Source organism: Caballeronia glathei (assembly GCF_000698595.1).
Lineage (GTDB): Bacteria > Pseudomonadota > Gammaproteobacteria > Burkholderiales > Burkholderiaceae > Caballeronia > Caballeronia glathei.
Map to the genome: position 1 here is coordinate 1 of NZ_JFHC01000062.1, position 20,585 is coordinate 20,585.

15 protein-coding genes and 2 pseudogenes are annotated in these 20,585 nt (G+C 62.5%); 11 read left to right on the top strand and 6 right to left on the bottom strand.

The features are described from left to right. Positions 1 to 587: 587 nt before the first annotated feature. Complete coding sequence (locus BG61_RS29140) at positions 588 to 899, bottom strand: DUF4148 domain-containing protein (protein WP_035938682.1); 312 nt, start codon at positions 897 to 899, stop codon at positions 588 to 590. 542 nt (positions 900 to 1,441) lie between these two features. Here BG61_RS29140 and BG61_RS29145 point away from each other — a divergent pair. Both BG61_RS29145 and BG61_RS29150 read left to right on the top strand, forming a co-directional pair. Next, positions 1,442 to 5,122: an AAA family ATPase gene (locus tag BG61_RS29145; RefSeq protein ID WP_232256415.1), complete on the top strand. Its 3,681-nt coding sequence runs from the start codon at positions 1,442 to 1,444 to the stop codon at positions 5,120 to 5,122. Positions 5,123 to 5,181: 59 nt separating this feature from the next. Next, positions 5,182 to 5,439 carry a DUF4242 domain-containing protein gene (locus BG61_RS29150; RefSeq protein WP_035938730.1) on the top strand — a complete coding sequence of 86 codons (258 nt, stop codon included), beginning with the start codon at positions 5,182 to 5,184 and terminating at the stop codon, positions 5,437 to 5,439. 268 nt (positions 5,440 to 5,707) lie between these two features. Here the strand turns inward: BG61_RS29150 and BG61_RS29155 are convergent, their stop codons facing one another. Continuing rightward, positions 5,708 to 6,757: an alpha/beta hydrolase gene (locus BG61_RS29155; RefSeq protein WP_035938679.1), complete on the bottom strand. Its 1,050-nt coding sequence runs from the start codon at positions 6,755 to 6,757 to the stop codon at positions 5,708 to 5,710. Between the two features lie 286 nt (positions 6,758 to 7,043). Between BG61_RS29155 and BG61_RS39445 the strand changes: the two genes are divergently transcribed. Then, positions 7,044 to 7,844 carry an AraC family transcriptional regulator gene (locus BG61_RS39445; RefSeq protein ID WP_051672856.1) on the top strand — a complete coding sequence of 267 codons (801 nt, stop codon included), beginning with the start codon at positions 7,044 to 7,046 and terminating at the stop codon, positions 7,842 to 7,844. A gap of 189 nt (positions 7,845 to 8,033) precedes the next feature. Here BG61_RS39445 and BG61_RS40460 read toward each other — a convergent pair. Next, positions 8,034 to 8,261, bottom strand: a pseudogene (locus BG61_RS40460) (transposase); the annotation flags it as partial. Between the two features lie 217 nt (positions 8,262 to 8,478). Between BG61_RS40460 and BG61_RS29170 the strand changes: the two are divergent. Together BG61_RS29170 and BG61_RS29175 are read left to right on the top strand one after the other, a co-directional pair. Continuing rightward, the gene (locus BG61_RS29170) at positions 8,479 to 9,618 is read left to right on the top strand and encodes a sensor histidine kinase (protein WP_035938674.1); all 1,140 of its coding nucleotides are present in this window, start codon (positions 8,479 to 8,481) and stop codon (positions 9,616 to 9,618) included. Positions 9,619 to 9,698: 80 nt separating this feature from the next. Further along, positions 9,699 to 10,178, top strand: a complete 480-nt coding sequence (locus BG61_RS29175) for a VOC family protein (protein WP_035938672.1) — start codon at positions 9,699 to 9,701, stop codon at positions 10,176 to 10,178. Between the two features lie 261 nt (positions 10,179 to 10,439). Here BG61_RS29175 and BG61_RS29180 read toward each other — a convergent pair whose 3' ends face one another. Continuing rightward, positions 10,440 to 10,931, bottom strand: coding sequence for a universal stress protein (locus BG61_RS29180; RefSeq protein ID WP_035942501.1), 492 nt, complete (start codon positions 10,929 to 10,931; stop codon positions 10,440 to 10,442). Between the two features lie 293 nt (positions 10,932 to 11,224). Then, positions 11,225 to 13,126, bottom strand: a complete 1,902-nt coding sequence (locus BG61_RS29190) for an FAD-binding monooxygenase (protein WP_035938667.1) — start codon at positions 13,124 to 13,126, stop codon at positions 11,225 to 11,227. Positions 13,127 to 13,888: 762 nt separating this feature from the next. On the opposite strand from BG61_RS29190, the pseudogene BG61_RS44200 reads away from it, so the two are divergent. The 5 genes and pseudogenes from BG61_RS44200 to BG61_RS29210 form a co-directional block, all read left to right on the top strand. Further along, positions 13,889 to 14,005, top strand: a pseudogene (locus BG61_RS44200) (3-oxoacyl-ACP reductase); the annotation flags it as partial. A 59-nt stretch (positions 14,006 to 14,064) separates the two neighbouring features. Further along, a complete protein-coding gene (locus BG61_RS29195) occupies positions 14,065 to 14,265 on the top strand; it encodes a hypothetical protein (RefSeq protein WP_035938666.1) in 201 nt (66 codons plus the stop codon). Positions 14,266 to 14,680: 415 nt separating this feature from the next. Then, the gene (locus BG61_RS29200; protein WP_035938665.1) at positions 14,681 to 16,204 is read left to right on the top strand and encodes a CoA-acylating methylmalonate-semialdehyde dehydrogenase; all 1,524 of its coding nucleotides are present in this window, start codon (positions 14,681 to 14,683) and stop codon (positions 16,202 to 16,204) included. 364 nt (positions 16,205 to 16,568) lie between these two features. Continuing rightward, positions 16,569 to 17,111 (top strand): helix-turn-helix domain-containing protein, encoded by a 543-nt coding sequence (locus tag BG61_RS29205; protein WP_035938664.1) that lies wholly within the window; start codon positions 16,569 to 16,571, stop codon positions 17,109 to 17,111. After that, entirely contained in the window at positions 17,108 to 17,524 is a 417-nt protein-coding gene (locus tag BG61_RS29210; RefSeq protein WP_035938663.1) for a VOC family protein, read from the top strand. Before BG61_RS29205 ends, BG61_RS29210 begins: the two co-directional genes overlap by 4 nt. A gap of 259 nt (positions 17,525 to 17,783) precedes the next feature. On the opposite strand, the gene BG61_RS43595 is transcribed toward BG61_RS29210, so the two are convergent. Continuing rightward, positions 17,784 to 18,332: a hypothetical protein gene (locus BG61_RS43595; protein WP_035938661.1), complete on the bottom strand. Its 549-nt coding sequence runs from the start codon at positions 18,330 to 18,332 to the stop codon at positions 17,784 to 17,786. 97 nt (positions 18,333 to 18,429) lie between these two features. Here BG61_RS43595 and BG61_RS29220 point away from each other — a divergent pair, with 97 nt between their 5' ends. Beyond that, on the top strand, positions 18,430 to 20,445 hold the full coding sequence (locus tag BG61_RS29220; protein ID WP_035938659.1) for a VTT domain-containing protein: 2,016 nt from the start codon (positions 18,430 to 18,432) through the stop codon (positions 20,443 to 20,445). Positions 20,446 to 20,585 lie beyond the last annotated feature (140 nt).

Here is a 20,585-nt window from a genome sequence, read left to right on the forward strand (position 1 = left end):
CCACCCACTGAGAATTCAAAAGAGGCGCTGTTAGTTTGTAATCGCCGCCGGAGTCCGTCAGCCGAGCGAACGCTAGCGGGTATGCAGCGACTCAGATGTGCGCTTTCATTCTCCAACGCCTAAGCTCCCGCGCGACGCCTTGTTGGTGCCGTTCGGCGGGCTCTTGAAATCGAGCGTCGTTTCACCATGTCTCGACGAAGGGTCTCAATCCTGCTTATTAACTCTTCCAGAATGTTTAACTGAAACGAAGCCGATATGACCGTCGATGGGTCACTGATAAAAGACTCTTGGAACTAGAACGCTTGATGGCTTTGTCTGATTCAGCATTCATGCAGCCACAACAGTTGGCGCGTCGAACCAAGCCCGAAAGGCGAGTGCAGAGATACTCTAGTTCGATCGAGAGAGAGTGACGCAGGAGACGGGAGGCGATAGATAGAGGTTGCCTGACGCAGAAAACACAGACTCGGCTCCGGCCTGAATTGCCCGGCCAGAGACGTTGGGACACTCCGCGTCGGCATCTCTCACATCGGGGACCGGCCACAAGTCAACCGCAAACAAGGCGGCGAGCCGACGTGGTGTCGCGCGCCTCAGTTGGGTGGCGGCGTCTGCTGGCAATCCGTCTGATACCAACGATCGACCTGACGCTGCGCCGCCTGCAGATCATCCGGATAGTACGGATCGAAGGACCTGAATGGGTCGTACCCCGCCTTTTCCAGCGCCGCCAGTTCACTTCGGTTGCGCTCGGGCGTGACGGGCGCATTGCTCCTGCGAGCGGCGAGATCGCGGCATTCCGTTGGGCTCAGATGCGCCGTGCCTTCGGGGGTGCCGCTTGCGGCACAGCCCGCGAGCGAGAACGTCAACGCGGAAATCATCGGCCAGATCTTCGGCGAGTGCTTCATGTCACGTCTCCCTTATTGAAACAACGCAGTATGACCAATGACAGCAGCGCCGGAGCAGCGGCTCGTGCGGAAGCCAGTGTGTGGCTTCGACTTTCACGCCCGCGCAAAAGCCGTCCATCGTGGAGACGGGCGTGCTTCCCCGAAGCCAGTCGCGGCATCAGTGAACGAACTTGCACGCCGGCGGTCGGCCACGCGCAGCAGGGTTTCGAGTAGATTGAATCAAACACCGATTCAAACTTGGATGGATCCGAGTTTGCTGTTCTTAGACGTGTTGGTCGCAAAACCACAAATCGTCGGTATGTGCTGTTCAACGGTACATCAATATCGACCACTCGACAAACCAGTGCGGCGAGAGCTTCGGACAGTTGACGCTATTTTTCGTCGAGTGGACGACAGGGAGTGTGCGCGGGTGACGCGCGATCAGCCGTGGCGTCAGTCGGGCCAATGTTCGTTACTCTTACTTAAGCGATGCCGCGGGACGCGCAGGCCGTCCTGGAGCAGTGCGCCAACCGGTGCTTGGTCGAACGGTCGGGAGAGGGCGCATGGACAAGTTGCGTTACGTGGCCGATCATAGTTCTGGACGTTACACCAGAGACCCGGCGATGACCGACGATCTGACGAAATGGCTGGTGCAAATTGGCCTCGGTGAGCATGCCGCGAAGTTTGCCTTGCAAGGGATCGACTGGGATGTGCTCGGTGACCTTTCCGAGGACGACTTGAAGGAACTCGGCCTGACGCTCGGAGACCGAAAGCGGTTCACAAAAGGGCTTGCGGCACTGTCCGGCGCTCATACGCCATCACCTGAACGCGCTACGGGACGACCCGTGCCGGGTTCGTCGCCTGCTGCCGCCGTCGAGGCCGAGAGACGACAGCTCACCGTGATGTTCATCGACCTGATCGACTCGACGGCGCTCGCTGAGCGATTCGATCCCGAGGACATGCGACGCCTGCTAGGGATCTACCATCAAGCCTGCGCGACTGCAATCGAAGCTTATGAAGGTCACATCGCGCTCTACGTCGGCGACGGGGTACTCGCTTACTTCGGCTACCCGAATGCGCACGAAGACGACGCGGTGCGCGCGGTACTCTCCGCTCTCGCCGTCGTGTCGGCGCTTCGCGTGGCCAACAACCGGATCGTAGCCGAGCATGGCGTACGGTTGCAGGTGCGAATCGGGATCGAGACGGGTCTTGTCGTCGCCGGGTCAATTGGCGCTGGATCTACGCTGGATCGCCATGCGATCGTCGGAGAGGCGCCGATCGTCGCCGCAAGGCTGCAATCACTCGCTCTGCCCGATGCGATCGTCGTGGGCCCGGCCACCCAACGCCTGATCGAAGGATCGTTCCTGCTCGAGAACCTCGGCTGGCAAAAACTGAAAGGGGTCTCGGGACCGGTCCGGGTGCACCGCGTGCTGGCGCAAACGGATGCGATCGACCGCTTCGGGATCAGGGCGGGTCATGGCATGACACCGCTCATCGGCCGTTCCGCGGAACTCGACATGATCCGGCAGCGCTGGAAGCAGAGCGTCGACGGTGAAATGCGCTGTGTCCTCTTGACCGGCGAGCCGGGGATCGGAAAATCCCGCGTGCTGCGGGCGTTCGGCGACAGCATCAGTGGAGACACCCATGAGGTCGTTGCGCTCCACTGCTCCTCGTACTATCGCAACAGCCCTTTTTGGCCGGTGCTGCGCTGGTTACAGCGCGTCTTTGGCCTCTGTCCCGACTCGTCCGACGCTTCTGATCTCGAACGGCTGGAGGCCGGAATCGCAAGACTCGGAGTCGAGGTCGACGAAACGCGTCTCGTGCTCACAACCTTGCTGGGAATTCCGGCGGGCGTACACCATCCGGCGATCGACGCCTCATCCCCTTCATTCAAGAGTCTGACGCTGGACGTGCTCGTCGCCATCATCGAAAGGTCGACGCGCGTTCAGCCAGTGCTGATGGCCGTCGAGGATGCGCACTGGATCGATCCTTCTTCGCTCGAATTCGTCCGGCTCGTGCTCGAGCGGCTGGTAGCCGTCCCGCTTCTGATCCTGCTCACAGCGCGGCCCGAGTTCGAACCGGGATGGACGTGTCCTCATCTCATACAGATCAACCTCGATCGCCTCGCGCGCCGCGATTGCGTCGCGATGATCGAACGGCTGACCGATGGAAAGCCGCTTCCGCACGTGGTGCTCGATCAGATCGTTTCGAAAACGGATGGCGTGCCGCTTTTCGTGGAGGAGCTGACGAAGACCGTCCTCCAGGGCGATCTGTTGCAGGATGCGGGCGTCAGCTACGAGTTGAGAGGAACGCCGCAGACGATTGCGATTCCGGACACACTGCAGGGCTCGCTGCTGTCGCGGCTCGACCGGCTGGAGCCAACCGTCAAGGAAACCGCCCAGATCGCGGCGACGGTCGGGCGGGAATTCGGCATGAAGCTGCTTGGCCTGATTGCACCAGGAGCGGACGGCGAGCTGCGCGAATCGCTCGACCGCCTGATTGCAGCAGAGATCATCGTTCGCGCTTCGGGCACGCCAGGGCAGGGAGACACGTATCTGTTCCGTCACGCGCTGATTCAGGAGGTCGCGTACCAGTCCCTGCTGCTTGCGCGCCGCCGCCATTACCACGCTCTCATCGCTGCCGCTCTGGAGGAACATTACCCGGAGATCGTCGAGCGGCAACCCGAACTCATCGCTCAGAACTTCGCTGCGGCCGACCTGCCGGACCGCGCAATCGGCTATTGGCAGCGTGCCGCGGAACGGGCGCTTGCGGGTGCGGCCTACGAGGAGGCCACCGCTCACGCGCAGCGCGGGCTTGAACTGGCAAACCGATGCTCTTACAGTGAGCAGGATCTTGCAATGCACCGATTGCCTCTGCTGCTGACAAGAGGCGGGGCGGAGCTCAGGCTGGGCCGCCGCGAGGCGATAGCGACCTTCGGGCAGGCGGCTCAGATTGCACGGGAACGGAACCTCCCGTCGTATCTCGTGCAGGCAGCGCTGGAGTTCGACACCGCCGAGACGTTCCTCGAAGGCTCCGGCAAGGCATCGCTTTCCTTGCTGGAAGATGCGCTTGCCCTGGTCGGCACCGGGGAGTCGGTCGAGCGTTGCCGCCTGTTGAGCCGACTGGTCCGCACCGTTCACATGACCGGTGCAGCTGAACAGGACGGCGAGGTCGCTTTGGAGGCAGTCGCTCTCGCGAGGCGCCTGAACGATCTGCCGAGCTTGTTCGATGCGTTGGCGTGCGAGGTGATGCATGTCGGCGCCCGTCCTTTGCCTTCGGACAAGTTCGGGGAGCGCGAAAGCGTATTGCAGGAGTTGAGCCAGATTGCAGAAACACTTGGCGATGCGCACTCCATCGGTCACGCATGCGCCCGATGTCTCACCGGCTACCTTGAGATCGGCGAGGTGGAACGCTTCGAGAGCGCGCTGGAAAGATATCGGCAGATTGCCACCTCCGGGCAGCATTTCGTCGACAGGTGGTGCTTGACGGGCGCGCAGGCGATGCGGGCGATACTCGTCGGCGATTTCACTTTGGCGCAGCAAAAGGCGCGAGAGTCGATGCAGATGGCGCAGAGCGTCGACGCTGAACTTGCGGCGGGTGTCTACGGCATGCAGATGTTCACAATACGCCGTGAACAAGGCCGGCTCGCCGAGGTAGCGCCGCTCTTCAAGCAGTTCGTCGACGAGCATTCGGAAGACAGCACGTGGCGCCCCGGGTTGATGTTGATCTGCTGCGATCTTGGCTTCGAAGCGCAGGCCCGCGCCAACCTCGATCGGATTGCGGAATCGGAATTTGGCATCCCCGTGGACAGCAAACGGCTCATCACGTTGACCTATCTGGCGGAGGTCGCGGCGCGCCTCCGGGATGCCGAGCACGCCGAACGCGTCTATGCCCTTCTCCTGCCGTTCCGGGCTCAGGTCGTCACGGTTCCCGTTTTTACGCTGTGCTGCGGATCAGCGGCACGCTATCTCGGCATGCTCGCCCATGCCCTGGGCGATTGGTCCGCCGCCGAAGAGCATTTCGAATATGCGCTGCGCATGGACGAGCGCTTGCGAGCTTGGCCATGGCTCGCGCATGGCCGGCACGAATTCGCGCTCATGCTTGCAGCGCGCAATCGCATCGAAGACAGAGCGCGGGCTCAAGACTTGCTCGCCACCGCGGCCGCCGCAGCCAAGGAACTGAAGATGTTCGCTCTCGTCGAGCGCATTGGTGGCGTTCAGACGGGCCAAGGGCTCAGAAATTAGCACACGGCTTTCGCACGGTTCGACGTGCAACGATGCAACCCATACTCAAGGAGAACCCCATGCCACGCTTCATGATTGAACGAAACTTTGCGGAACAACTCGAGGTCACCGGCGAAACTGCGCTGGCTGTGAAGCGGATCAACGAGGAGGAGGGCGTCGAGTGGCTCTTTTCGTACCTCAGCGCCGACAAGAAAAAGACTTATTGCCTGTATGAGGCGCCCAACGTCGAGGCCATCCGCGTTGCCGCACACCGTGCGAACCTGCCGGCCGATGTGATCATCGAGGTAAGCGACTTGCGGCCGGAAATGTTCAATTAGAGGACTGGGCGCGAATGGCGTCGCTATATTGCAGGGGCGATGCAACGAAGGAGCACTGCCGCCGCTCCCTATGCCCTTCGGTCACCTGCGTGCTTCTCCTTTACCCGCGCGTGGGCGAGGCTTGTGGCAGAAATACTGTCCACTGGGGTGTGCGCTGCACCGGCGAACGTTCGCTGCCGGAGGTTCGTATGGCTCGAGCATGCCTGTCCAATAGCTTCTGGCCGTGCCGCTCGTTGCGATCCGCGAAACCGGACCGCAACGAGCGCCGTTACTTGGCTAAATGATCCCGGATCCCATCGCTGATCTGCTGAAGGGCTGCTTCAGTCGACGGAACGTGACGGAGCGCGTTGAGAAGCACGAAGTCGTGAATGGTGCCGTTGTACCTGACAGCGGCCACCGTGACGCCAGCTGCCTTCAGTTTTCGTGCGTAGGCCTCGCCTTCGTCGCGTAGTGGATCGTTCTCAGCCGTCACGACGAGCGCCGGAGGCAAACCGGCAAGCTCCTCTGTGCTGGCACGCAACGGTGAGACGTAGGGGTTGTCGCGGGTTTCAGGGTTCGGCGCATAGAGGTCCCACCCGTATTGCATGAACGCGCGTGCAAGGAAGCGACCTGTGCCGAAAGCGTGATAGGAATCGGTGTCCACGCTCGCGTCCGTCGCCGGGATGAGCAGGGCCTGGTACCTTATCTTGGGACCCTTGCGTTCCTTGGCCATGATGGGCAGGGCAGCCGCCATGTTGCCGCCGACCGAATTTCCGACCACTGCAATCCTGCTGCCGTCCGCACCGAACTCATTCGCATGGGAGGCGACCCAGGTCAGCGCCGCATACGACTCCTCGAGTTGCGTAGGAAACCTGGCTTGAGGCAATGGCGTGTATTCGACAAACACGCCGACCTGGCCGGACCCGACAACCAGGTCGCGCAGAAGTCGTCGATGGTTGGCGAAGTTCCCGACGATCCACACGCCGCCGTGAATAAACAGGAGGACACCCGACTCCCCACGGATGTGCTCGGGCTTCATGATGTACAGCTTGACGGTGCGGCCATTCGCCGTGATGGTGCGCTCGCTTGTCGTGACCCCCGACATGTCGACGGGCGTCTGGTTTTGCAGGTCGGTCAGAATATCCTGCGGCTTCGGCTGGGGTAGCTCCCAGAACGGACTGCTATCCTTATTGATTTCGACGAGGAATGAACGCACCCGCGGATCGATATGTTCGTCCGTTGCGGGATCGACCGCCGCGGGTGCTGCGCGGGCCGCTCCCATCGATACAACTGCCGTCATCGCGGTCGTGGCCACTGCTTTCACGATATGCCTCTGCATGCTGATACCTCCTTTTTAGTTTCGACAGTCCATTTGATGATGTGTCCCTCAGGTTCTCACTGCTCCGATTCCGCTCCAGTTTACTGAGGGCGTCGTTTTGGCTTTGGCGAGAAATAATCATTTTTTTGAAGGTGGCGCGCATGACGCATGACGAGCGAGGCGTTGCCTGCGCGCTTGTTTTTGTGTTGCTAGAATGCGCCGGCATGAACGCGGGCTTTCGTCGGGAGAGGGAGTGAGGCTACACAGTGCAGAGCTTGTAACGAGAACCGCGGCTAGTTGGGGTGGCGTGAGTGCGGAGATTGTCGACCGCCGGTTCGACAGAAGCCCCGCGACGATACACACGCTATCGACGCGGCACGCGCTCTACGTCGAACTTACCAATGGAATCGTTTGTGAGCGGGAAGTGGTCGGGTTTCATTGCCGTCAATATATCTCCCGCATCCACCTGATGTCGTTCCGGCCCGCGGGCTGCACGGTCCGCGGCACGGCGAGCGGTTCGGGAGTCCACTCTTATGGCGTGGTATTTATCGATCCGGAATGCGAGGATCTGCGTCAGCACCTGGCGCAGATCGGCCGCGAGTGGGCGCCTTTCACCGGCCTGAGAAACCAGCGGCTCTGGGATGAGATGGCGCCATTGCTTGCGGAGTGTGTGTCGGTCGATACGAAGAAGCGACCACTCGCGCGTTTCTATGCAATGGGGCGGGCAATCGCATTGCTTGCCTTGCTGGCCGACGAGGCCGAACAAGCGTCGTGCCCGGGCAACGGCGACCGCCGCGTCAGGAGCGCGCTCAGCTGGATTGAGGACAATCTCACTCGCGAGTTCACGCTTGAGCATCTCGCGGACGTCACAAATACGAGCGCGTCACAGCTCGTCAGGCTCTTTCGCAAGACGCTCGGGTTGACGCCAATGGCCTATGTATCGCTCAAGCGTGTCCGCGAGGCGCAACGGCTGCTGGAGTCCTCTTCGATGTCGGTCGGGCAGATCGCACTGCATCTTGGATATTCGGACCAGAGCCATTTCACCCATCGATTCAGAGCGAACACGGGCGTTACGCCCGCTGCCTACCGGCGCGGCCTGCGCGTTTGACGCCGTGGCGCGCAGGCCAAGCGGACGTTCTCGCGGCGCGATCGTATCGCGGCCTGCTCACCGGGTAGATGGTTCGCGGTCGTCGCGGAGAGGGCGCATCCGCTGGCGCGGCATGGATCGCTGGTTGATTGATGATTCATCGCGCTGCCGGTATGTCAACGTGCGCTTCTTCGGGCACCACCGCGTATGCATTCGCTCGCTGTGCACCGAGTAGAACACCTGCAATAGCAGCGCATGCAGCAGCTTCCCGGGCGCAATCGAGGTCCGGCCGCTGTCCGCATACATCACACTAAACAGCCCATTGAGCCGCTTCAACGCCTCATTGACCAGCAACGAGTCAGCCGCAGCGGATGATCCGCCGGCACAAAGTCCTCCGGTTCCGACCGTTGTGAACAAAGGCTCATGCATTTCGCGCATCGCAGTCATTGCCCAAAGTCATGAACACGATATCCATGACGCGGTGGGCCAACCTCAGACGTTTTGACCGCATCCGGCGAACAACCGCTTCCGATAAATTGAGCCGTTCCCGAACCTGCGGCTTCCTCAGTCCAAAAGTGCGTCACCAGTTTGCGCGTAAGATGAGTACACGGGTCGATCCTGTTGCACCCCGTTTTATGCATCCGGAGATGCGAACATGCGCCTTGCTGACTTTATCTTGCGAGATATGGAGCCGATTCTGGCGCAATGGGAGGCGTTCGCGGCCACCCTCATGCCGGCGGCGGCAAACATGGGAGCGTCGGGGTTACGCAATCACGCGCAGCAGATCCTGCGCGCCGTGGCGCAGGACTTGCGAAATTCGCAAACCAGGGAAGCCCAGCGCGACAAATCAATGGGGCGAGCCCCAGCTCTGATCGACGCGACCGAAACAGCGGCGCAAACGCATGCCCTTCTCAGGGCACGCGCCGGTTTCAACATCAACCAGCTCGCCGCCGAATACCGCGCACTGCGCGCAAGCGTGCTTCGCTTATGGGCGGACGAATGCGAGCCCGTAGTGCCTGATCTGGACGACGTCATTCGTTTCAATGAAGCGATCGACCAGGCACTCGCTGAATCAGTCGCGTTCTTCAGTGCGCAGGTCGAGCAGAGTCGTAACCTCCTGCTCGGCATGCTGGGACACGACATGCGGAGCCCTCTGCAGGCGATTCAGGCGACTGCGTCGTATCTCGCAGCACTGAACGCAGGAGAGCGAGTGTCGGAAGCCGCCGGCCGCCTGATACGTAGCGGTGTGCGAATGCAAATGCTGCTTGATGATTTGACCGACTTCAATCGGACCAGACTTGGCCTGGGCATCAACGTCGTACCCGCAAATATCAATCTGGCGGATGTGCTTGCCGACGAGCTGGACGAGTTGCGCGCAATTCATCCCGACAGGCAGATGGATCTGCAAGTGAGCGGCGATTTGCAGGGGGCCTGGGACGGCCACCGCCTGCAGCAATTGCTTGGAAATCTCGTGCTCAATGCCGTCAAGTACGGGGCGCCAGACACGCCAGTGCACGTGGTCGTGACCGGCGACCTGACGCATGTCCGCATCGACGTCAGAAATCGCGGGCCTGTCATCGAGCCCGCAACGCTCGAGCGGATCTTCGATCCCCTGTTGCGGGGGCCGGGCCATCGGAGCAAAGACGACAGGGCGGGCGGCCTCGGACTGGGTCTGTATATCGCACGCGAAATTGCCAATGCACATCACGGCGCGATCGAAGCGCGGTCCGACGACACCGAGACCTCATTTTCAGTCTCGATCCCGCGTGCGGACGGAAGCCGCGACACGGCATAGACGAGCCCTTTCAGCAAGGACGAGTGACCCCGTGTCGTCGATTATCGCGTGCACATGCTGCACCGAATTAGGAGATTGCGATGACTGAGCTTGTAACATGCCTGTGGTTCGATGAAGGCAGAGCGCGCGAGGCGGCGGAGTTTTACGCCGCCACCTTTCCCGGCAGCCATGTCGGCGCCGGTCATATATCCCCTATCCCTGGCGTGGGTCAGGGCGCGGAGTTGACGGTGGAATTCACCGTGCTCGGCCGGCGCTTCATAGGACTGAATGGCGGTCCCAATTTCAAGGCGAATGAGGCGGTAAGTTTCATGGTCGAGACGGATAGCCAGGAAGAGACCGACCGATACTGGAACGCCATTGTCGGCAATGGCGGAGAGGAAGCGCCGTGCGGCTGGTGCAAGGATCAATGGGGTTTTGCGTGGCAGATCACGCCCAGACGGCTGCTGGAGTTCGTCACCGGGTCTGATCGTGGTGCCGCAAGGCGTGCGATGGAGGCGATGATGACAATGAAGAAGATCGATATATCCGCGATAGAACGCGCAGCGGCAGCGAACGATTAGCAGGCAGACGCGGCGGTTCGTCGGGTCAATCGATGTCGCCGGGCACGAAGCATTGACGATGCTCGACCACGTCTGCGCGTACCGCGAGCTGTCTTTTGATCACCGCGCGGACACGTCACTCGAACGGGAACTTCGATTTGTCGGCCGCATTTGACCTGCAACGTCTCGTAGGGTCGGGTGCGGCCAATCGGGAGCACTACGAGAGCAGGTTGGGCTACAGCAACGTCACCGGACCGCGATCGGCGAACACCGCTCATTCGACTACGTCGACGCGGGCGACACGCCCTGGGCTGTAGCGGGAGGTTGGGCCAGCAGGATCGAAAACGGCGGGTGCTGGTGAATGATCCATTCGGCGACGCTCGAGCGGAACACATTGCCCGCACCGCGGTGATGTTGATGACCAAGCACCAGCAGGTCCACGTGAAGATCGCTGGCTCGTTGCAGGATCACGCTCGCGACATTGTGCGTAGTGGCGCTCACGATCTCGCCGTGCGCGTCGACGCCCGCTTCGGACAGCCGGTCTATCAGCGCCTGGACCGCTTCACGGTCGGCATCCTCGGCATCGTCGTCCGCGGAGCGCACGCCCGGCCCCGCACCACCCGTGATATCTCCGGGCACGATATGGCTCTTCGCGACATGCAGGATGTATACGGTTGCACCCGTCATTCGCCCGATCTGCTCTGCACGAGCCTGCGCGGATCGGTTCTCTTCGGTGGGTAACGCATCGATTGCGACGAGGATGCGGTCGTACATGGTGCTGTCTCCGGTCTTTAGCCTTTCTCGACGGCCGAGCTGGCGAGCTTGCCTGGCTCGGCCCGGAGGGACGGTTCGATGAACGTCGAATGCAGCTCACGCGGACCGCGTGCACTCGGCACCAAGAGCGTCAAAAGCACACCCAGTATGCCGACGGCCGCAAGAATATAAAAGATGGAATTGAGTGCGAGCCCGGCACTGATCGGCAAGCCACCCAGCAGCGGACCAACAACTCCCCCGAGACGCCCGAATCCGGCGCGCCACGCAGCGCCAGCACCGCGCACGTTGATACGTCATGGCGTTGCAGAGGTTCTTGTGCCCCTTCGATCCAGCAGGAATCTTTCGAAGAACGTCGTGAGTTCGTCGTGTGCGTCCAGCCCGAGTACGGTCGAAACGTACTGATCGGGGCGGACAACGACAATCGCGCCCCTCTCACGGTCGATGCCCCGCAGGTCGAAGATGTCAGGACCGTTCTTGAGGTCGGGGGAGTAGGCCTTCTCGTAGTCGACAAGCCCGAAGCGCCCCTTGCGCGGAAGCAGTATCGACGGCAGCTCTTCGACCTTGAGGTCGCGGGGACCCTGCTGAAAGACCGCGCGAACGTCGATCACGCTGTCGATGTCCGCGCCTGCCGCCGTGAAGCGGCGGATCGGAGAATTCGGAGACTCTGCCAGGAAGGCGGCGAGCTCGCGCAGTCGCCGCCCGCTTGCGTCGGCAAAGGCATAAATGCGCCAGGCGCCATCCGCACGGGCCGCGTGTCCGAGGTGCTCCGGCTTGGCGTCGGCGACGCGCACGACAGGTGCGGAGTGGAAACGCATGCCGACTGTGAAGCCCCTTGCGAGATTCTGCTGGGGCGCCTCGGCGGTCAGAACCGTCGCCGGCGGGTAATGCGTCGCGACACCGGCCGTATAACGACCCGACCTCACGAAATACGCCTGAAGTTCGGCCGGGTCGACACCGCCCAGCTCCGGGTGGTTCGGATCCTTCGGCGGTGACGCCATGATTTTCGACCACTCCTTGTCGAAGTCGATGAGGCCCTGGGCAATCGCGTGGCGCTCGATGTTGTAGGTGCGCAGCAGTTCCGGTCTGGCACGTCCCTCGAGCACCGAGACCAGCTTCCAGCCGAGGTTGAAGGCGTCCTGCATCGAAACGTTCATGCCCTGGCCAGCCTTCGCGCTGTGCGTGTGGCAGGCGTCGCCGGCGATGAAGACGCGCGGCAGGCGCGAGTCGGCCTGGTCCGCGGGGACATCGTCGAAACGGTCGGTGACGCGCTGGCCGACCTGGTACACCGCGAACCACGCCACGCTTTTCACGTCGAGCGTGTAGGGGTGCAGCACACGTTGAGCGATCCCGATGACCTTCTCCTGCGTGTTTTCACGGAAGGCTTCGCGGTTGTTCGGGTCGATGTCGCCGAGGTCGACGTAGAGCCGCACCATGTAGCCGCCCTCGCGCGGGATGAGGAGGATGTTGCCCTCGTCCGCAGACTGGATCGCGGCCTTGAGCCGGATGTCCGGGAAATCGGTGACGGCCAGCATGTCCACGACACCCCAGGCGTGGTTCGCGAAATCGCCGCTCGGCACGGCGCCAATCGAATCACGCACCCGGCTGTGTGCTCCGTCACAGCCGACAACGTATTTGGCGCGAACCGTGCTCTCTGCTCCATTGGCCACTTTGCGCAGCGTGACCACCACCGGGTGCTCGCCCTCGGGCTCGACCTCGAGGTCCACGAATTCCACGCCGTAGCTGGGCTCGAATCGCATCGGCGAATTGCGCATGTAGTCGAGCAGGTACTGCTGCATGCGGGCCTGGTTCACGATGAGATGCGGAAACTCCGACAAGCCGTCCTCGGTATCCTGGACGCGACCGGTGCGCTCGATCCGCGAGCGATCCGCCTTTGACGGTCGCCAGAAGACAGTCTCGTTCACCCAGTAGGCCTCGCGCAGGAGCTTCCCGCTCAGCCCGAAGGCGTCGAACATTTCAACTGTGCGGCAGGCGACGCCGTCGGCCTGGCCTACCTGGAGCGGGCCGTCGCGACGCTCGACGAGTCGCGTGCTGATGCCTGGGAAAGTCGACAGTTGTGCCGCCAGCAAGGCTCCGGCAGGACCGCTGCCAACGATCAGGACGTCGACGGCGTCGGGAAGCTCCTCGGTGAGGATGTCAGGGTCGCCGGGCTTGTAGCCATCGAGATAGAACTGCACGTTCCCTCCTTTCTCGCTACGCCTGAACGGTTACTGCCTGGCTCTGGGCCATACTCGTCTTCACTAAGGACTGGTGGCGTCGCAAGGATTCCGGATCAAGCTCAAAGGACCTTTGGGTGGAATCATGTCGCGCGCGCGGAATTGGCAGACGAGTCGGACCCCCGGTATCGCGGGGACGTGGCGCAACTCGAATTACACTAACAGTAGACCATGGTAGCCTCGACGTCCAGCCATCGCTCCTGGACGTGGCTTGAGCCCCAGTCCTGATTCACGAAACAGCGGACAAGCCGCGCTTTGTGCCGCCCCACATTTCTCGTGCGCAGCATTTGCGCTCTGCACGACAAGATTCATCGTGGAGATGTGCTGGCGCATGCATACGCCCCGTCAGCGAATTCATTCCCACTCTGAAAACAATGACACGGATGTCAAGGAATGAATCTTTACGCCATTCCCCGCGTTCCATGAGTGTCACCGTTCCTTCGGCTTTTAGTTGCCGTTTTGCCAGGACGATTGTGAAGGAGTGGACCACATGGACGTTTAACGCAGCTCACCGGTCGCACCAGCCGGAACCGCCGATGGAACGGATGTTCTGCAAACGCCGCAGCCCGATTTCGATTTGTTCTTGCTGCGCAATACTGTTCGTCCAGCGCGGGTATGCAAAACCTGAGTCAATGCGTCTACATTTGCTTCCATCGGAGCCATTGACCCGATCGGCGTTGAACCCAGGGAACTCATTTTAGGTTCATGCATGGGCACCTCACAATGGTTGTCGTCGTTACCGGCGCATCGCAAGGCACTGGTGGAGAGGTGAAGGCACTTCGCAAGTTCGACTGCCGCATTGTAGCGACGGCACGTTCGATCAAGCCGTCTGAGAATCCATCGACCCGGATGAGTCAATAGGTCCTGCCACATTGGGTTATCTAGTGGAGAAGTGACAAATGAAATTCTCGGTGAAAGATGAAATTCGCTCTGACGATATTTCAATGATTGAGCGTGCGATGAAATCCGTCGACGCCGACGCGAAGGTCAACGTTGACATTGGCACGAAGACAGTAAGCGTGGATTCGTGGCTGATGCCTGAGGAGTTTCTTGTCGCTTTCGCGGATGAGGACTATGACGTGACCATTGCTGAATGGTAGCCGGGCATTTGACGGGGGCCGGTGAGGGTATGCAAATCACCCCGGCGCGTGTATCTGCGTTCAGCGCGTCCTTATCCGAATGCAGGTCTTTTGCGTCGCAAGACGGTCCGACATACAAACGACACGTGATTCTGGAGGTTTCGACATGATGGCCAGAAATGCGCAGGAAATGTCCCCAAGCCGTCACAGATAGAGCGCCAGTGCAAGCACGTAGAACGTAAAGTGTTCTCATCGGCGGTTGGAAGATCGCCAATCCTGGCGGGCACAGGGACCTGGTGGCAGGCGTCCGGGGGCACAAGCTGACGCGGACTGGATGGGCACTGAACGGTCGCACCCGCCGCGTGTGGCGTGGCGCGCGCGAGGGACGCGCAGGTTGCTCAAGCGTGTACCGCCAATCCATCTTATGGGAGGACGTATGTCCGAAGCAGATCAAGGCACCGTGCGCGTGCGCGAACTGAGTCATTTCATCAACGGTCAACGCGCTGCAGGCGCGAGCGGGCAGTACAGCGACGTATTCGATCCCGCGCAAGGCCGAGTGGCGGCCCGCGTGCCGGTCGCAAACGCAACTGAAGTCGCCGCCGCCGTCGCCGCTGCGAAAGCCGCGTTCCCGGCCTGGAGCGAAACTGCGCCGCTGAAGCGCGCTCGTCTGATGTTCAAGTTCAAGCAGTTGCTCGACGCGCATCAGGACGAACTCGCCGAGCTCGTTACGCGCGACCACGGCAAGCTGCTTTCGGACGCGAAGGGCGAGGTGCTGCGTGGTATCGAAGTCGTCGAATTCGCGTGCGGCATTCCGAACCTGCTCAAGACCGATTTCACCGATCAGATCGGCGGCGACATCGACAACTGGAATCTGCGTCAGCCGCTCGGCGTGGCCGTGGGCGTCACGCCGTTCAACTTCCCGATGATGGTGCCGTGCTGGATGTTCGTGATGGCGGCCGCATGCGGCAACACGTTCGTGCTCAAGCCCTCCGAGCGCACTCCGTCGGCATCGATCCGGCTTGCCGAGTTGTTCATCGAGGCGGGCTTTCCCAAAGGCGTCTTCAATGTCGTGCATGGTGGCAAGGCCGTTGTCGACGCGCTGATGGAGCACCCCGATGTGGCCGCGGTATCCGTCGTCGGCTCGACGCCGGTGGCCGAATACATCTACAGCGAAAGCGCAAAGCGCGGCAAGCGCGTGCAGGCGTTGGGCAGTGCAAAGAACCATCTCGTCGTCATGCCCGACGCCGATCTCGATCAAGCCGTCGATGCACTGATCGGCTCGGCGTATGGCTCGGCCGGCGAACGCTGCATGGCGACCTCGGTCGCGGTGGCGGTAGGGCGTGTTGCCGATAAGCTGATCGGGCGCCTCGCGCCGCGCGTGCGCTCGCTCAGGATCGGCGGCGGCATGGAGCCCGATTTGGACATGGGGCCGCTCGTCACCGCCGCGCATCGCGCCAAGGTCTCGGGCTATATCGAGGCGGGCGTCTCGGCAGGTGCGAAGCTCGTTGTCGATGGTCGGGGACACACCGTGCCCGGCCGCGAAGAGGGCTTCTTTCTCGGCGGCTCGCTGTTCGACGACGTGAAACCTGACATGAGCATCTATCGGGAAGAGATTTTCGGGCCGGTCCTTTCGGTTGTTCGCGTGCCTGATCTCGCGAGTGCGATAGCACTCGTCAACGCGCACGAACTGGGGAACTGTGTATCGCTTTTCACGTCCGACGGCGGCGCGGCGCGCGTATTCTCCCGGCAGATTCAGGCGGGCATGGTGGGCATCAACGTGCCGAGTCCGGTGCCTTCGGCGTGGCATTCGTTCGGTGGCTGGAAGCGATCGCTGTTCGGTGATCATCACGCGTACGGCCAGGAAGCCGTGCGCTTTTACACGCGCTACAAGAGCGTCATGCAGCGCTGGCCCGACAGCATCGCCAAAGGGGCGGAATTCGCGATGCCCGTGGCCGGGTAAGCCGATCCGGTCATGCACGACAGCATGTGTCCCGCCGTGAAAGGCATGGCCGCGAGCGTGATGATGCTGTCGACAGCGCTACGTTTTGTATTCGGTATCTCCCAAGGCGAGCGGCGAAAGCAGGCGGGTTGAGGGCCAATATCGTGGAGATGTCTCCTCGGCGCTAGCGTGTTCAGAGGTGCCGTCGTGATGGGCGACAGTGTTCCGCTGGCGGAAGTCGTTTCTAAAAGGCAGAAGTTCTGTTGGCTCGCACCGCGGCCGGCGGCTCTACGAGGCGCTCGCCTGGGCAAGCGCAAGCGCGGCGCTATGCGGGTACCCATGATGGGCCTAAACTACGCGCATACCGTCCGCGCCCTTGGAACTCATGCGCCCTCGCGAATACCAGAGAGCCCAGCCGCCAGCCCCGTCTTCCGCACCGGCCAGCGCCGGCCAATTGCAAGACCCGTCCCTGCTGCGGCGCCTGCTACGCGCCAGGGACCGCATGGATGCTGCATCGCACGAGGCTTGGCCGGTCGAACGCCTGGCCGCGGTCAGCGGCGTCTCCGAAGCCCATTTCGCTCGCTCCTTCAAGCGGGCGTTCGGTATCCCGCCGCATCGCTACCTTCTGACGCGGCGCATCGAGCAGGCCAATACGCTGTTGCGCGATACCGCGCTCAGCATCACGGAAATAGCCTTTGCCACCGGCTGGGAGAGTCTGGGCACCTTTGGCCGCACGTTCCGCGACATCACGGGCCGAAGCCCCAGCGCCATGCGCCGGGAGGCGCAAGCCAACATGCTTGAACTCGACCGAGTGCCCGCCTGCGTGCTGAAGGCCGCCCAGCGTCCCGATCTCACCAGCGCAGTTTTGGAGAAGCGCCGACGCACGGCCAAGGGTAAATTCCCGCCATCAACCAAGGAGGTGTCATGAACCAAGGCATTAATGTGGTGGGCTTGTATGTCGACGACCAGGACGAAGCGCTCGCGTTCTACGTCGACAAACTCGGATTCCGCGTCCACACGGACGTGCGCAACGGTCCCTACCGGTGGCTCACGGTCCAGCATCCGGATCAGCCGTCGTTTCAACTCGGCCTGTTCACACCCGGCCCGCCCATCCACGACGAAGCCACCGCACAAACCCTGCGCGCGATGGTCGCCAAGGGGGCGATGCCGCCGCTCGTCCTCTCGGTGTCGGACTGCCGCGCCGGCTACGCCCGGCTAAAGGCCCGCGGGGTGGAGTTCACGCAGGAGCCGATAGACCGCTTCGGCAGCGTCGACGCCGGTTTCCGGGACCCCGCCGGTAACGGCTGGAAGATGATTCAGGCCCCGCAGAGCACGACATGAACACCAGCCCGTGCATTCGCGGGTTTCGCTGGTGGATAGGGAAGCTCGGCGTTTCTTGGCAGGCGACTTTCAAGCGCGAAAATCCCGGCCACCAGCGACGTTTTGACCTCGGGTGATTGCTCTGGACCGAGTTTGCGCCCAACGATTGGTGCCATGCGCAATGATCCGGTTGAAGCTGGTAAGCGGACAGGTTTTGAGGCACATGCTCGAAAATTCCGGGCGCCTGGGCTCCCTCAGGATTTAACGGAAAGGTCATACATCAGGAACAATCACGCACAGGCGACCTGAGGGCTCCGCTTAAGCTGGCGCGCGCAACGACGCCGGCACTGGGATCTTGCGCGAAATCACGAACGAGAGCGGTCACTATCGTCCCGCGCCCGCCAATTTGGCGGAGTGTTTGAGGGAACTCGTCGCTGCCGGCGCGCGCATGAACGATGCAAATGTCACGGCGCACACGGCAACTGCACAGATTGGTCCTCTGCCGCTGCAACCGTCCTGATGAACCAGAATGCGGCCGCCGCGCCTCCGCCGCTTGTCGCCCCGCCCGTCGCAGCACCGCCGGGGGGGCGACGTCGAAGGTGCCGATGCTCGGCTCGCCGGTACATGACGCGGTCCGCGCGGCCCGCCCGGGCACGCTCGCGTCGGGCGTGCCGCATGTGGCGGCGGAGCCGGCGTCTCCCGCCAGCACGCGCACCTGCCATACGGTCTGCATGCGCGAACTGAACTCTACCGCAACCGCGCTTTCCACCAGATCGGGCCGTTCGAGGCGCGTGACCTCGTTCTCGGCGAGCAGGCGGCCCACTTGCATCCGGACTCGGCGATTTGCAGGGTGCCCGCCGCCGCAGCAGCACTGAAGCGGCGCGGCAACCGGGCTAGAATCCGGGAAGCGGGACGCGGAGACCCTGATGGAGCACGCCTACTTCAATCTGTTGCATGTGTTTTCAAGCCACCCCGCCTCGGCGCTCGCGGTCGTCCTGTTGGCGGCCTTCCTCGAATCCGTCGCCTTCATCGGCACCTTCATTCCCGGCAGCAGCGTCATGTTCCTGGCGGGTGCGCTCGTCGGGACGGGCTCGCTCAATCTCGGCTGGGTTTTCGCCTGCGCAATCGCGGGCGCCGTGGCAGGCGACGCGGCGAGCTACTGGTTCGGCTCGCGCTACAGGGAGACGATCACGCGGATGTGGCCGTTTCGTACCCACCCCGGCGTGCTCGCGGCAGGCCAGCGCTATTTCGAGGCGCACGGCGCGAAAAGCGTAGTGCTCGCGCGCTTCGCACCTCCGCTACGGGCCATCGTACCGGTCGTGGCGGGGACGCTCGGCATGGCGCCGGGCCGCTTCCTCGTGATCAACATCGTCTCGGCACTCATCTGGGCGCCCGTGCATATCCTGCCGGGTGTCGCGGTCGGTGCGTCGATCGAACTGGCGGGCGCGGTGTCGTTCCGCCTCGTGGTCATCATCGCGGTCCTGGTCGCGGCCGCGTGGCTCACGTACAACATCGTTCGCATCGCCGCGTACCACGCGCGCTCGTGGACGAACTCGTCGCGCCGTGCCCTCTTGCGCTGGGCGGATCGCCACCATGGGGCCGCCGGACGCGAGATCCTGCGCGTGCTCAATCCCGAGAACTCGCCAGCGGGACTGCTCGTGACGATCTCGCTGTTCGTGATCGTGTCCGCATCGGTGTTCCTCGCGATGGTGAGGAGCGTCGCGCGCGGCGACCCGCTGGTCCAGGTGGACATGTCGGTGCAGCGCTTCCTTCAGTCGTTTCGCTCCGCCTGGGCCGACGATGTCTTCTCCGCATGCGCGACGCTCGGCAGCGTGCCCATGCTCGCCGCGCTCGTCGTCATGATCGTGCTGTGGATGACGCTGGAGCGCCGCTGGCGTGCCGTTGTGTACTGGCTCGTCGCAGTCGTGTTCTCGCAGTTGCTGATCCTCGCGATGCAGCTTGCCGCGCGGCACGCACCGCTCGCGTGGATTTCATCCAGCCTGCATGCATTCCCGAGCAATCGCATCGCTGCGGTGGTGGTCATCTACGGCTTCCTCGCCGTCGTGATCGCGCGACGGGTGGGCATGGTGTCGCAGATTCTGGTCGCCGTGGCGACGGTGGCGATCATCACGGTAACGGCCGTGAGCGGGCTCTATTTCGGCCGATTCACGTTTTCCGACGCGATGGGCGGGGCCGCGCTCGCGGCGCTCTGGGTATTTCTCGTCGCGCTGACCGTGGTGTGGCGGCATCCGGAACGCCCGCCCGCACGCCCGTTCATGCCACTCGCGTTTCTGGCCATGATCGGCGCGGGTGTCGCGGTGCAGCTCGGCACGCTCCCGCAGGATCGGGTGGCCGCGAACGCGCGCGCGGCGGCGGTCACCGTGATTACGCCGGCGCAATGGACCGATTCCGTCTGGAGGACGTTCTCGTGCTATCGATCGAGCATGGAAGGCGACAGGCGCGAGCCTATCGTCGTGCAGTGGACGGCGAGCGCCGAGCAAGTGGAGACCCAGTTGCGCAGCCTGGGCTGGATCGAGGGAACGCGGCTGGGTGCGAGGAGCCTGCTCACGCTCGTGTCGCCGAACGCGGTCGCGACGGCGCTGCCCGTGCTGCCCCGTCTGAACAACGGTGAGCCGTCGGCGCTCGTCTTCACGCGCCTTCACGCGAGCGCCGACGAGCGCGACGTCCTGCGCTTCTGGCCGACCCGCTATGCCGTCGAGCATCGGAACGGCGCGCCTCCGACACCGATCTGGCTCGGCTCGCTCGTTCACGAGCGCTTGCGCCGGCCATCATGGCCCTTCAACGTGCTGCGTCCGACACGCGAGGTCGATTCGCTGATTTCCGAGCGTGGAGATGGGTCGCCGTGGCGCGAGATCGAAGTGGCGAGAAGTGCGAGCTGCGAAGGGGTGAGGGTGACGCTCATTGCGTCGAGAGGACGATGATGTTCGACGCGCGATGGTTCGACATATGCCGCCCGCAATGACGAAACCGGCGCAACGGCGCTCATCCGGGCGCGGTACGCGAATCAGGTGATGTGCGCAGCCCCGCACGCAAAGGAACCCGCGAGCTCTGAGGTTGCCCA

Coding starts and splice junctions, on each gene's coding strand:
- BG61_RS29180 (WP_035942501.1), bottom strand. CDS start 10,931: ATGTACGACCGCATCCTCGTCGCAATCGATGCGTTACCCACCGAAGAG.
- BG61_RS29195 (WP_035938666.1), top strand. CDS start 14,065: ATGAAATTCTCGGTGAAAGATGAAATTCGCTCTGACGATATTTCAATG.
- BG61_RS29175 (WP_035938672.1), top strand. CDS start 9,699: ATGACTGAGCTTGTAACATGCCTGTGGTTCGATGAAGGCAGAGCGCGC.
- BG61_RS43595 (WP_035938661.1), bottom strand. CDS start 18,332: ATGCAAGTGGGCCGCCTGCTCGCCGAGAACGAGGTCACGCGCCTCGAA.
- BG61_RS29200 (WP_035938665.1), top strand. CDS start 14,681: ATGTCCGAAGCAGATCAAGGCACCGTGCGCGTGCGCGAACTGAGTCAT.
- BG61_RS29210 (WP_035938663.1), top strand. CDS start 17,108: ATGAACCAAGGCATTAATGTGGTGGGCTTGTATGTCGACGACCAGGAC.
- BG61_RS29170 (WP_035938674.1), top strand. CDS start 8,479: ATGCGCCTTGCTGACTTTATCTTGCGAGATATGGAGCCGATTCTGGCG.
- BG61_RS29205 (WP_035938664.1), top strand. CDS start 16,569: ATGCGCCCTCGCGAATACCAGAGAGCCCAGCCGCCAGCCCCGTCTTCC.
- BG61_RS29150 (WP_035938730.1), top strand. CDS start 5,182: ATGCCACGCTTCATGATTGAACGAAACTTTGCGGAACAACTCGAGGTC.
- BG61_RS29140 (WP_035938682.1), bottom strand. CDS start 899: ATGAAGCACTCGCCGAAGATCTGGCCGATGATTTCCGCGTTGACGTTC.
- BG61_RS29145 (WP_232256415.1), top strand. CDS start 1,442: ATGGACAAGTTGCGTTACGTGGCCGATCATAGTTCTGGACGTTACACC.
- BG61_RS29155 (WP_035938679.1), bottom strand. CDS start 6,757: ATGCAGAGGCATATCGTGAAAGCAGTGGCCACGACCGCGATGACGGCA.
- BG61_RS29220 (WP_035938659.1), top strand. CDS start 18,430: ATGGAGCACGCCTACTTCAATCTGTTGCATGTGTTTTCAAGCCACCCC.